General features: G+C 45.6%; 8 protein-coding genes. All 8 read right to left on the bottom strand.

Translation table 11 applies throughout. The features are described from left to right. Window positions 1-59: 59 nt before the first annotated feature. Window positions 60-1,073: a helix-turn-helix domain-containing protein gene (locus tag KOD92_RS03480; protein WP_310589430.1), complete on the bottom strand. Its 1,014-nt coding sequence runs from the start codon at window positions 1,071-1,073 to the stop codon at window positions 60-62. Then, a complete protein-coding gene (locus KOD92_RS03475; RefSeq protein ID WP_215232115.1) occupies window positions 1,042-1,815 on the bottom strand; it encodes an SDR family NAD(P)-dependent oxidoreductase in 774 nt (257 codons plus the stop codon). Before KOD92_RS03475 ends, KOD92_RS03480 begins: the two co-directional genes overlap by 32 nt. Before the next feature lie 383 nt (window positions 1,816-2,198). After that, window positions 2,199-3,701 carry a glycoside hydrolase family 32 protein gene (locus KOD92_RS03470; protein ID WP_215232114.1) on the bottom strand — a complete coding sequence of 501 codons (1,503 nt, stop codon included), beginning with the start codon at window positions 3,699-3,701 and terminating at the stop codon, window positions 2,199-2,201. A 41-nt stretch (window positions 3,702-3,742) separates the two neighbouring features. Next, window positions 3,743-5,461: a RagB/SusD family nutrient uptake outer membrane protein gene (locus tag KOD92_RS03465; RefSeq protein WP_215232113.1), complete on the bottom strand. Its 1,719-nt coding sequence runs from the start codon at window positions 5,459-5,461 to the stop codon at window positions 3,743-3,745. Between the two features lie 11 nt (window positions 5,462-5,472). Then, entirely contained in the window at window positions 5,473-8,550 is a 3,078-nt protein-coding gene (locus KOD92_RS03460) for a SusC/RagA family TonB-linked outer membrane protein (RefSeq protein ID WP_215232112.1), read from the bottom strand. After that, complete coding sequence (locus KOD92_RS03455; RefSeq protein WP_215232111.1) at window positions 8,543-9,442, bottom strand: carbohydrate kinase family protein; 900 nt, start codon at window positions 9,440-9,442, stop codon at window positions 8,543-8,545. The genes KOD92_RS03460 and KOD92_RS03455 overlap by 8 nt, the downstream gene beginning before the upstream one ends. A gap of 167 nt (window positions 9,443-9,609) precedes the next feature. Then, window positions 9,610-10,932: a sugar porter family MFS transporter gene (locus tag KOD92_RS03450; RefSeq protein ID WP_215232110.1), complete on the bottom strand. Its 1,323-nt coding sequence runs from the start codon at window positions 10,930-10,932 to the stop codon at window positions 9,610-9,612. 267 nt (window positions 10,933-11,199) lie between these two features. Further along, window positions 11,200-13,938, bottom strand: a complete 2,739-nt coding sequence (locus KOD92_RS03445) for a substrate-binding domain-containing protein (RefSeq protein ID WP_215232109.1) — start codon at window positions 13,936-13,938, stop codon at window positions 11,200-11,202. Window positions 13,939-14,012 lie beyond the last annotated feature (74 nt).

Raw genomic sequence — 14,012 nt, 5'->3', positions numbered from 1 at the left:
CGTCGTTTCCCTGACAGACCGGTTCAGGTAATTGACATGTTGCCTTTAAGCGAATGTTATTAGGTGAACGATGCCCTGAATTCCATCGGAGATTGATTGGTTTTGTTTTTGAAAAGCTTGCTGAAACTTTGCGAATGCTCAAAACCGAGCTCATATGCAATTTCGGACATGCTTAACTGCGTTGTGGTCAGCCGCTCTTTTGCTTTCTCGATTACTTTTTCGTGGATGTACTGCTGGGCATTCTGCCCGATCAGCGAACGGAGCATATCGCTTAGGTAACCTGGCGAAAGGTTTAGTTTTTCAGAGAGAAATTGAACGGTAGGAACCCCGTCATGCAGGGATTGCTGGCTGTTCAAATAGTTATCCAGTATGGCTTCTGTTTTCGACAGGATATCATCGTTGACCACTTTGCGGGTAATGAACTGCCGCTTGTAATAGCGGTTCACATAGCTCAGCAGCAATTCGATATGGGCGATCATGAGTTCCTGACTAAATTCATCCACACGGCTGCTGAGTTCCTTTTCCATGTTCCTGTAAATCGAAAGGATGTTTTCCTTTTCTGTGTCCGATAAATGCAGTGCTTCATTCGCTGAATATGCGAAATAGCCATATTGCCTGATCTTACTTGCCAGCGGGTGACCCAGTAAAAAATCGGGGTGTATGAGCAGGATGTAACAGTAGGTTTTGCTATTATAATCTGTGCTGCCTACTAATTGGTTAGGTGCCAGGAACAGCATGCTTCCTTCATCGTAATCGTAATAGTCCCTTCCATATTTTAGCCTTCCATTGTTATCGGTGATGAAGGTGATCTTGTAGAAGCTAAGCAGGTCGTAGATCGGCGCCATGCTTGTATTGAAGGGGTTGCTCTCATTGAAAAGGACGAGGCTGATCAACGGATGTTGGGGTTTGGGCAAACCGAAGGCCTCATGCGTTTCCGATATCGTTATGAACCGTATCAATTTGTCTTCCTTATTTTTCATCATATAAATGTACCAAAACCCCGTGACTGTTTCCAGCCACAGGATATTGACTTTCTTACTATCACCACGGAACAATGTTGTCTGATCCAGCATAATGAGCGGGTCCCGTAAAACTCCCTGTCGGCAGGTCTTCTGACAAAGCCACCCTGATTGGCTCTATGGATCCTTCCTCCACCGTATCGGTTCCCTGAAAATTATTGAGTGCCGTTGCCGTAAAACCAGGACTTACCAGGTGTACTTTGATATTGGTATTTGCCAAATCGATGGCCAGTGAAAGGAAAACGCCATTGAGCGCGGTTTTGGATGCCCCATAAGCTGCATCGAAGGCTGAGCGGTAGGGGTTTGCAGGATTGGCATTCAAAGTAAGCGAACCCAGTGCGCTCGACACGGTCACAATCCGTGCTTTCTCAGCCTTACTCAATAGAGGTAAAAAGGCTTGTGTCACGGCAAGGGTACCAAACACATTCGTTTCCCAAACCGTTTTCATTTCGTCGATTGGTACGATACTGGCGCGCTGAGCCCCGAGAACCTCTTCCATCTTGCGCCCGGGTTTCCCCGCATTCGAGATGGCCGCGTTATTGACCAGCAGCGTCAGGTATCCCGCTTCGCTTTGAATTTGCATTACCGCTGCATCGATGGATTGGGAATCGGTAATATCCAATTGAATCGCTTTTGATTGTTTACCGATCTGGGTAACGGCAATCTCACCTTTGTCCTTGTTTCTGGAACCAACGAAAACCGTGTAGCCTTCATCAGCAAGTGATTGCGCGATCTGGTATCCCACGCCTGTATTTGCTCCTGTTACCAGTGCCACTTTCTTTGTTTCTGTCTGCATATCATTTAAATTTTTACACAGCAAAATTCCGCGATCGCAACACAGCGCTTGTAGCCGAAACAGGAAATGTTGTATCCAAATTGAGGGTGCCTTGTGTATGGATCTTTTACGCCTTTTTTGGAAGTTGTATCATCGCCCAAGGGGTTAAAACATATGAATAACTTGGTAACCAGTGAACACCCTCAGAAACCTAAAATCGTTTATTTGTGGATTTGGAAAAGCAAAAAGCCCTTCAACGCAAGTTGAAGGGCTTTTGTACCCGCAACGGAACAAATGTCGAGCCGGTTGCTTGATGATTTGCAGACCATTGCAACCCTATTTCATTGACTGGCAATATTCAATGCAATCGCATGTAATGCTCCTGTATTTCGTTAGATATTCAATCATTCTACCGAAGGTTTCAAAACCGTGTATTTCAAATTATCAACATTAATCCCCGAAACGGATTTGATAGAAAGTTTGGACATCGGAGTTTCAGGAAAGAAAATATCCGTCATTACTGTTAGCCCGTTGTCGGCAAATAGCTCCACGGAAGCGACATCTGCAATTAATGTTAATGGAATATCACTTCCCGTTGCAAATCTGGGTGCAATGTGTTTTTCTCCAAAACCTTTTTCAAAATCAATGGCACCTGATTTCGAGCGGTCAATGTAATACTGATTTTTTGCTTTGTCATAACCAACGATCAATTCGTTGCCCGCTTCATTGGCCAGTACAATTGAGAAATCTGCTGTGTTTTTGGTCGTTAAATCCAGTCGGAAAAGTCCGGTTTTGTTTTTTGCTTTGTCCGTCAGATCCAGCTGGTCTTTCACCTTTACATTCTTCATTGAAAATGTGGTGGTGTTCAAAACATCCAGTTCTTTCACAGGGACCGACGTCAGGTAAGTTTCTTTACCGACTGTTTTCAACCCCAACTCACGGGCAATCGTATTCGCACTTCTCCAAGGATCTGTCGGAACTTGATTGGCATATTGCCAGTTGCTCATCCAGCCCATCAGAATGTTGCGGTTGCCTGTGTTGGCGAATGTTACAGCTGCGTAATTATCTGTTCCAAAATCCAGCCATTTGGTTTCTTTGGAATTGGAAGTGAATGTCTTACCGTCAAAATCGCCAAGGAAATATTGTCCTGCTGAGCCTTTGTTCGGTCCACCCGGATTGATGTTTACGATCAGCACCCAGATATCTTTTCCTTCATGTTTGATCGGGAAAAGATCCGGACATTCCCAAACGCCGCCGTGGCCGCCTTCATTCGCCCCGAATTCACTTCCGCGCGTCCAGGATTTCAGATCAGGGGAAGAATAAAAGGTAATGCGATCCTTAGTTGCCAAAGTCATCACCCATTTCTTCTGCGGCTCAAACCATCTCACTTTCGGGTCACGGAAATCGCTTACGCCCGGATTCTGGATTACGGGATTGCCTTTGTATTTAGTCCAGGTTTTACCGTCGTCCAGACTGTATGCAATGCTTTGCGTTTCGTGTTTACCAGTTTGCTTTTTTTCCTCAACCGGGTCATGATGCGTGAAAATGGCAACCAATGCGTCTTTGCCAAATCCTGCCGTATTATTTTTATCAACAACCGCACTTCCCGAAAAAATGTAACCCAGACTATCCGGATACAAAGCAATCGGCTGCTCTTTCCATGCGATCATATCCTTGCTTGTGGCATGTCCCCAGTGCATGGGTCCCCAGATTTTATCGTCTGGATAGTATTGATAAAACAAATGATAAATCCCGTTGTGATACACCATGCCATTCGGATCATTCATCCAGTTGGCTTTGGGCGTAAAGTGAAATTGCGGACGGTATTTTTCTTTAAAAGCCTGAGCAATAGCATTCGAGCCGGTTATGGCACAGATAAGGAGTAAGGCAATGATTATTTTTTTCATATCGTAATTTAATTGTGTTTGGGCCAGAACAGTTCTCACATTTACCATCCTGCATTTTGTTTGTACAAGCCGCTGCTGAAATTGATCTGATTCAATGGGATAGGCAGATATTCATCCCGGCCTGCTGTAAATTTCGCATCTCCCAAATGCGTTGCCCTTGTTTTTTCAATCTCGAAATAGGCATTAATGTTTTCAGCCGCAACGCCCCAGCGAACCAGGTCGAAGAAATGATAACCCTCGCCAGCAAATTCAAGTCGTCTTTCCCAACGCATCGCCGTTCTTGCATAGTTCTGTGTCCAGTCCGAACTCTTAACATATGGTTTGACCCTGAAATTTGCTGTGGGTTTTCCATCCGCTGCTACCAGCAAACCTGTACTTGTGGCTGCGCGGGCGCGGATCCTGTTGATCAAAGGAAGTGCTTCGTCTTGTCTACCCAATTCTATTAATGCTTCGGCTTTCCAAAGCAGTACATCGGCGAACCGGATAATCTGCCAGTTTTTAGCGCTGGACATAAATGGCGGCACCTTTTGAAAAGATGGATCCGTTGGTAAAACCACTTCCTTAATGCTTGCAAAAGCACCGTAAACCGCCGGAGCACGAGCCCAGGATTTTTGGAATACATAGCTTTTTCCATATTTGAATGGCGCATTTGGTCTTGCCACAGTGTGGTCAAGCCGCGGATCGAAAGAGCTGGTCTGAAAATCAAGGGAGGCTGCGACGTCATTGGCAGCATACGTTTGAAATAGCGGCAATCCGTCAGCGCTGGTTTTGAAGGAATTGATCAGGTCATGGCTCGGAACGTGGAAACCGCAGCAGCCGTATTCCTGGTTCATGGTGTAATTCAGCGCATGTCCGTAATCCAGCCTGCCGAGTGGCGTACCGTCATTTTTTGAGTATTGTATGGCAAATACGGATTCGGGGCCGTTCTCGGTTGCTGTTAGAAAATTGTCAGCATAATCGGCGCTCAGGTTATACTTTCCGGAGTTGATCACCTCATCACAAAGCGCATTTACTTCTGTCAGCAAGGCTTTATTTATCGATACAACGGCATTGGTTTCGTTTTGTTCGTAAGCTTTGTACAAGAGTGTTTTTGCCAGATAGGCTTTTGCCGAAATCTTGTTAGCCCGGCCTTTGTCACTTTGATTCTCAGGAAGCCTGTCAACTGCACTCCGGAAATCCGCTTCTATTTTTGACCATAGTTCATCATTTGAAAGCTTATCATTTGAAATGGTCGGATAGTCGGTTTTGGCAATGGTTTCATCGATATACGGGACATATTTGAACAAGATTTTCAGCAGGAAATAGAAATGTCCTCTCAGGAAATTGAGTTCACCCATACGCGCTGCTTTTTCGGGATATTCCGCGTCTGAAAATGCACTGACTCTCCGCATCGCATCATTAGTCCGGCTGATGCCCACATACAATCTGAACCAAACCTGGTCGATCAAGGCATTATCAACCCGGTTCAGGGAAAATGTTTCGAACAAATGGAATTCGGACAAATCACCTGGGCCGTCGCCGCCTTTGTACATATCGCCTCCGCGAATGCTTCCGTACGCCCACATGCTGGAAAAAGGGGAGGTGTAATGGTCGTTTCCAAGTGCGGAGTAAGCTGCTACCACCATTTTGTCGACATTTTCAGGCGTATTCAAATCGTCGCCCGAAATGACACCTTGGGCAGGTTCTACCAGCGCATCATCGCAGCCTGTGAAAAGCACCATGAGCAATGTCAGGGCGTATATTATTTTTTTAGTGATCATGATTTCAGAATTTAGAAAGTGACATTCAGTCCAATGGTTCCTATGACGGGGATGGGGAAAGCGAAGTTTGGAATCTCCGGATCGGGGCCTGTGAAAGCTTTGCTTTTAATGGTAAACAGATTACTCCCTTGCAGATACAGTCTCGCGCTCTGGATTTTCAGAGCATTCAGACTTTTGAAGTTGTACCCGATCTGCGCGTTCCTCAGTTTCAAATAGGAACCGTTTTCAATGAAGTAAGTCGAGAAGCGGCCTTCGTTATTTCTGTCTACCAATGTTAAAGCGGGGATATCAGAACTTGTGTTTTGAGGCGTCCATGCGTCCAGGGTTCTTTCACCCCAGTTGGTGCCCGTCCAAAGTGATGAGAAATCGGTGTAGGTTTTGAATTCGTTCTGAACCTTTACATTGATTCCCTGGAAGAAAAAGCTCAGATCGAAATTTTTCCAACTTACGGAAGTGTTGAAGCCATACATATATTTCGGGGTGCTGTTTCCGATAAAATCCCTGTCCTGCGCGTCAATGGTGCCATCACTGTTCAAATCTGCATATCTGATTCGGCCAACACCCTTTCCCGGCTGGGTTGCAGCATTGTCTACTTCGCCCTGATTTTGGAATATGCCGTCGGCTACATATCCAAAGAATGAATTAGCCGGGCGACCCAGAATGGTCTTGTCCGTTCCATTTCCCGGATAGGATGCAATCACCTCTTTTGGTAAATACGTGATCTTGTTGCGATACAGGGAGAAGTTTCCCGTCAGGTTGATTCTCAGATCGTTGCCGATTTTTGTGTCATAATAAAGCAAAGCTTCGAAACCGCTGTTTTTCATCGAAGCGCCGTTTGTAAATCTGTTTCCACCATCGCCAATCACAGCCAGATATGCGGGGCTGATCAGGATGTCGGACGTTTTTCTCTGGAAATAATCAACAGAACCAGTTAATGTGTTGTTTAAAAAACCAAAATCGACACCAAAATTAGATTCCGCGAGCGATTCCCATCTTAGGGCATCATTGCCTTGTTGGATTAATGTAAATCCGGACGGAAGCTGGCCCGTGCCGTTTCCGCCAATGTCATACGCGCTGCCATTGTCAAAATCCCATGTTGGATCGCTGCCGTAAATGGCTGAGTATAAAGACTGCGTCGCATTGTTCGGGATTTCCTGGTTGCCCGAGCGACCCCAGCCATATCTCAGTTTCAAGTAGGAAATGAAGGGAATGTCTTTAATAAATGTTTCTTCGCTCAAACGGTAACCCAATGAAAATGCAGGGAATGTTCCGAAGCGGTTTTCCTTTCCAAAGCGTGACGAACCATCGCGGCGGACGGTTGCCGATGCCAGGAATTTGTCGGCGTAAGTGTAATTAACCTTTGCGAAATAGGAGAAAAGTGAATTCGAGCTGCCGCTGCCGCCATTATTAATGTTGTTGCTTCCGGCATTCAGATAGGAATAATTGATATTCTCCAATGCCAGGCCTCTTCTGCTTGCCGAAAATTCCTGGGCGATATATCGGATACTTTCCTGTCCAACCAGTACTCCAATTTGGTGCTTGCCGGTCTGAATGTCATAGTTTAATGTGTTCTGCCAGATCGAATTTCCCGAATAGTCCTGGAAATTGGAAACCTGATTGGTTGGATCAGACAAGAAACCGGAGGTGTACGACTTCCGAAGCAATCTCTTGTAACCACCGCTGTAATCAATTCCATAGCTGGTTTTTAAATGCAGTTTTGGGATAATTTCCAGATCAGCAAATACATTTCCGAATAGCCGGTAGAAGTTGCCTTTATTCTGCCTGTTGTCCTCAATAAGCCTTACCGGATTTTGGCGATCAGTCATTCCCGACGCAGGGCCGCCCCAGCCGCCATCCACCGTGTAAACCGGCACAACGGGCTGTGAAACCAGCGATGCAAACAATATATCGGCCGTCGGGGACTGCACATCCTGGATGTAAGTAGCAGACAGGTTCTCGCCGATTTTCAACTTGGACTTAAAGAGCGAGAAATCCGTGTTCAGCCTTGCATTGTACTTTTTATTATGCGTCGATTTTACAACTCCTTTATTGTCGTAATAACCCAGCGAAAACATGGTATTTCCTTTTTCAGAACCATTGGAAATAGACATATCGTACGACTGAATAATAGACTTTTGTGCAATCTCATCGTACCAATAAGTGTTGGCAGGCTTCATCGTTTTTGCCGCATCAATGAATTCAGGATATTTTACTTGATTCAAAGACGGACTGTTAAAGTCGTTATTCCAATCGTATTGGTAAATCTGGTTGGCATTTGGATCTGCTTTGTCATTGACTGCTGCCTGCCAGTAAGCGCGGCCGCGACCGTCGGCATTCAAAGTTTTCAGCTTTGAGGCATAATCTTGAATTGAAGTGGAAATGTTTACATTCAACCGCGACTGACCGTTTTTGGCTTTTTTGGTCGTAACAATCACAACACCATTTGCAGCCCGAGAACCATAAATAGTCGCGGACGAAGCATCTTTCAAAACCTGGATAGATTCCACGTCGGCTGGGTTTATTTCATTCAATCCTCTTTTGGTCGGAATGCCGTCGATGATGTAAAGCGGATCATTATTGCCCAATGTACTGCCGCCTCTGATCCTTACCGTGGCACCGCCACCGGGCGCTCCATCCGTGGTGATCAACACACCCGGCACTCTTCCCTGCAATGCTTTTGCTGGGTTACCCACCTGACTGTCCTTAATGTCTTTAATGCTCACCACACTCACCGCACCTGTGATATCTTTCTTTCGCTCAGACTGATAGCCGGTAACAACCACTTCATTCAGGCTTTTTGAATCATATTCCAGCGTCACATCCATGACACTATTCGTACCTGGAATCACTTCACTGGGCACCATGCCCACGTAAGAAAAAACCAGCGTTGCGCCACTGTTAATGCCGATGCTGTACTTTCCATCGGCGTCAGATAATGTGCCGTTGGTTGTACCCTTTTCGAGGATACTTACACCGGGGAGCGTCACGCCGGCGCCGTCTTTCACAGTTCCGGTGATGTTGGATTGAGCAGCCGCAAGTTGCACCCAACAGAGTATGGCAAAAGCCAGAAGCGGTAGTCTTTTAAACATGATTGATTTGATTATTGATTAAAAAATCAGCAATTTCTTTTTCGGCAATCACAGGTGTAGCACCAGAATAGGAGGCAACCAATGCACCAACTGCACAGGCTTTTTCGAGGGCTGAGGGAATGGACGAGCCGGAAATGTACTCTTTGAGAAACATCGCCAGAAAGGAATCCCCGCTGCCAATCGTGTCCTGCACTTCCACGACATATCCGCCCTGAGAATGAAATCCTTCACCGGAAAGAACAACCGCACCATCGGCACCGAGCGTTACGCATACCAGTTTCAGATTGAAGCGTTCGTAGAGGAATTTCATCTGCGTTTCCACTTCGGGTTGAATGCCAAACCAGGTGCAAACGGTGTTGAGCTCATGCTCATTTACCTTAACAATGTCAGCCTGTTCCAGCAGATATTCGGTGGTGGCTCTGTCCAGATGCGGCGGGCGAATGTTGACGTCAAACACTTTCAGTTTTGCATCTTTCAATAATTCAAAAAGTGTGTTGCGCGACTGCTGGCTGCGAACGGAAAGCGTGCCGTAGACAAACACATCTGAGTTCTTTACTAACTCTTTGTTTTCAGGCGTGGTCATAATGTAGTCCCAGGCGACAGGCTGCACGATTTTGTAGGTTACTTCGGTTTTGTCCGTCAGGTTAACTTTTACTATACCGGTGAGATGTGTAATTCCGGTTTGGATAAAATCTGTGTTAAAGTTCTGCTTGTTAAGGTAATCCATGAGTTCAACCCCCAGATCGTCGTCGCCTACGCGGCTGATGAAGGCTGGATTCATGCCGAAGTTTTTCAGGTGGATGGCCACATTCATAGGCGCTCCGCCGGGTTGCTTGCCAGAAGGCAGCATGTCCCAAAGCATTTCTCCGAAAACGGTTATTGTTGGTGTCATATAATTGGGGTAAGTAGTGAGGAAAATCAGTTTTTGAAATAATGTGCTAGTCAAGCCTAATCGCTAATTAGCCGTTAGCTATTAGCCGTTAGCTTTTTTTGTAGAATCAATCAACCATTTATAAACAGCTAACAGCTAATCGCTAAAGGCTAACAGCTAAAAGCTGGCTAGTGCATAACCATTGTCTTATCCGTCCTTTCCAGCGAGGTTCCCTTAGTTTCCGGCATGATGCGCCACACGAAAATGAGCTGCAAAATCATCATGATCGCAAAGAAGGAAAAGGTAATTCCGCCGCCCAGATATTCGGAAATGATCGGGAAAGAAAAGGCGATGACGGCCGCCATAAACCAGTGGGTAAAGCTTCCCAGCGCCTGACCATTTGCACGCACTTCGTTTGGGAAAATTTCAGATATAAAAACCCAAATGACCGCTCCTTGTGAGAATGCGAAAAAGGCAATGTAAACGAACAGGAAAACCGGAACGCCCGTAAAATCCTGTATAAAAAATGCCCTGGCAACCAATCCAAGTGTGATAATGACACCCACGGAGCCAATCGCCATCAATGTGCGCCTGCCGAAGCGATCAATAAAGTTGATGGCTAAAAGTGTGAAAGCGAAGTTGACGAAACCAATTCCGGCAGAAGATAAAAAAGCGGCTTTTGCTCCCAATCCCGTCATCTCAAAAATGCGCGGACTGTAATAAATGATGGCATTAATTCCTGAAACCTGGTTGAAAACAGCGAACAGAATGGCTAGCATTACAGGCGTTTTGTATTTGGCAGAAAACAGCCGGGCAGAAGGTTTGTCTTTGGTTTCTTCGTTCGAGTTCATGATCGCAAACAATGTTTCTTCGCTGGTTTGGGGATCAATGATGTCCAGGATTTCTCTTGCTTGCGCCACGTCGCCTTTTTTCATAATCAGCCAGCGCGGACTTTCAGGAACGTAAAGAATTGCGAGTAAGAAAATCAGCGAGGGCAAAGCCTGCACGCCCAGCATCCAGCGCCACGCATTGTCGCCCATATCCTGCATGAAGTAATTAGAGAAGTAAGCGATGAGAATTCCGAAAACGACATTGAACTGAAATAGCCCAACCATTTTCCCGCGTGACTTGGCAGGAGAGATTTCTGAAATGTACATCGGGGCAGCAACGGATGAAGCGCCGACGCCGAGTCCGCCGAGGAAGCGGAAGAAAATGAAAACGTACCAATCTGTTGCGAGCGCCGAGCCGAGCGAAGAAACCAGATATAAGACGGCGATCCAGAATAGGGTAGTCTTTCTTCCCAGTCTGTCAGCCGGAATGCCGCCTAACATTGCGCCAAGAACAGTTCCTATCAATGCGATGGAAACGGTGAACCCGTGCTCGACTGCGGACAGATCCCATAAATGCTGAATGGCTTTTTCCGCCCCCGAGATCACGGCCGTATCAAATCCAAAAAGAAACCCGCCAAGCGCAACGACGATCGACCAAACTAATACCTTACTGTTTTTCATTGGTAGTTCTGATTTTTTGTCAAAACTACCGCCACTTGCTGCCCGGAATAACTAAATAATATCTCAATAAAGTTAAACTTTGATACAGTGGTATTTTAGAAGGTTATAATGATGATAATCAGTAAATTAACTTGCGATTTAAAATTTGATACATCCTTAACCTTTCAATTTTGATACATCTTGTTTCAAAATTGTATCATTTTTTATGAATTTACTGGAAGCAGGATTGAACGATTAACTGAAAATCTTGAATAAAAATCCGGCTGTTTATGATTTCTTATATTCCATAGGGGTTTGGTTATATTTCCCTTTGAAAGCCGTGGAGAAGTAGGTAGGGGAGGAAAATCCGACCTTATAGGCAATGTCTGCAATGGTCAGATCGTCGCGGCGTAGCAGGAACTTGGCTTTGTTGAGCCTTACCTGCTGAATGTATTCATTCACGCTCATGCCCAGCAAAGCCTTCACTTTTCTGTAAAGCTGTACCCTCGACATGCCGAGGTCTCTTCCAATGTCTTCTACGCTGAGCTCGGAATTATCGTAACGCTCCTCAATATATGCAGTGAACTGCGTGATAAATTTCTTATCCAGTTTGTTAGGATTCGTGCCCGATGAGGTTTCAATGGGCAGCTCACTCGTATAATGTTCGCGCAGCACCGAACGGTTTTTCAACAAAGTCTTAATGCTTTCCTGCACATATTGCAGGTTGAACGGTTTGGTAATGTAAGCATCCACGCCCGTTTGAATGCCTTCGATCTGCTGTTCGATGGTGGTTCTGGCGGTTAGTAAAATCACCGGAATGTGCGACGTCCTAAAATCGGATTTTAGGATCGAGCTCACGCCCAAGCCGTCCTTTTTAGGCAATGTCACATCGCACACAATCAGGTCGGGAATGTGCTCAAATGCCAGCCTCAAACCTTCCTCGCCGTCATTAGCCACCAATATCTGGTAATTGACACTTAGTTTTTGTTCCAAAAGCCTGACCAGATCATTGTTGTCTTCAATGAGCAGGACAGATTGTTCATGAGTTGAAACCTCCTTGGGAGAAGCATTATTCGAAGCCGGATCTTCTTCCTGAATTTCAAAGTTTTGGACCATAGAAAAATCTTCCGCGTGCCCGGTTTGTAATTCATCTTCCTGGAAATGCTTGTTACCCAGCGGCAGTTCAATGGTAAATGCTGTCTCCTTATTAGGCTGGCTGCGAACCGCAATTGTTCCTTTATGAAGTGAAATTAACTCTTTGGAGAGCGCCAGGCCAAGTCCGGTTCCCAATGCTTTATAGCCACTTTCGGCTTGATAAAAAACTTCGAAAACGTGCGCAACTTCCGATTCAGTCATGCCTATTCCGTTGTCTTCCACCGTAATCTGCGCCTGATCAGAAGAAATGGTTTTGATATACAAATAAACCCTTCCTTTATCCGGCGTGAACTTGAATGCATTGGAAAGCAAGTTAAAAATCACCTTATCAAGCATCGTGGCATCGAACCAGACCATCACTTCGGGATCGGAAGCGATTAATTGAAAATCAATTTTTCGTTTGGAAGCAATGCGTTCAAAGGCCACCATAATGTCTTTAACAAATGCCACCAGATTGTGCTCGGCAGCGCGCACTTGCATGCGATGACTTCCCAGTTTCCTGAAATCCATCAGCTGGCTCACTAGGCGCAGTAACCTTAATGTGTTTTTCCGAATCAGTAAAAGTTCTTGTTTGATCAAGGGATCACGGATTTTTTCGCTGGCTAAAACATCTTCAATCGGTGCTAAAATCAATGTCAGCGGCGTGCGGAATTCATGCGAAATGTTGGTGAAAAATTTCAGTTTGGCCTCATTCTCGATCTCAGCACTTTGCGCCAGTTGCTCGATCTGGTTCTTTTGGTCTGATATTTCATGATTCTGCACTTCCAGCCGCTTGTTGATCTTGCGGTTTTCGCGTAAAGAATAAAAGGAAATAGCCCCGAAAATCAGTGCCAATGCAAGCGTGATGGAAACGGTGTAAATGACAATGCTCTGGTTTTCAGAGATCGCGCGCTGTTCTTCAATTTTTTCCTGCCGACGCTCAATGTCCTGCTGCTGCGCCACCAGTTTCTCGCTCTGCAACTTCATGATCCTGACATTCGTCGAATCGATCATGGTGATTTGCAAGCGGTTTTCCCTCTTGAACGGCTTCTTTTGAAGAATAGAAATCGCGGTTCGGATAGCTTCTTCTCCTCCTGTCGGATATAGAATAGTAGCATTTAAAACATTCCTATCAACAAGATCAATGCCGCCGTTTGGCCCGGTTAGGCCGTCTACACCAATTAACCGGATCTTTTTTTCAAGACCTAAATTTTTACAAACCTTAAAAGCAGTAAGCGCACGGCGATCATTCTGGCAAAAAATAACGTCAATGTCCGTATGCGTTTGTAGCAGTTTGGTTAGGGGAGCTTCGAAAGAATATTTGTCCCAATCGCCATCCAGTTTTGCCGTCAGCCTGATGCCCGGATAGCGGGTGATCGTTTCCATAAAACCCTTATGGCGATCAATGTCCGCGGACGAGCCTGGCTTTTCACTGATCTCGATCACCTTTCCCTTCCCTTTCAGAAGTGTATTGGTATAAGCTCCGGCAATCTGCCCGACTTCCACATTATCAGCGCCTACATAGGCTGTATATTGATCCGAATTGGTCCGGCGATCCAGAATGATGACGGGAATTCCGCTTTGATAGGCTTTTTCTACAATGGGTGTAATCGGCTCGGCTTCATTGGGCGATACAATCAGCAGGTCAATGTTTCGTTTGAGCAGTTCTTCAATTTGCGTGATCTGCTTTTGGCTTTGTCCGCCCGCATCCTTCATCACAAAGTTGATCTCCGGATTGAAAGACAACTCGCGATACATGCTCTCCTGCATGGTTTTACGCCAATCGTCGGCGCCCGTGCATTGCGAAAAGCCAATCGTATACTGCTTCGATTCTTTCCTGGAACAGGCAGTCAGGATCAAACAAAGCAGCACAATGAGTTTAAAGTATTTCAATGTTTTCTTGTATTAAATCAGCGTTTCGCCCTCTATAAATGTATTACAAATATGAGTCTTCGTAACGGCTTTTA

This window comes from Dyadobacter linearis (assembly GCF_907165045.1).
In the GTDB taxonomy this organism is placed as follows: Bacteria; Bacteroidota; Bacteroidia; order Cytophagales; family Spirosomataceae; genus Dyadobacter; species Dyadobacter linearis.
The sequence above is the reverse complement of the archived record's forward strand: the minus strand, read 5'-3'. Positions and strand labels throughout refer to the sequence as shown.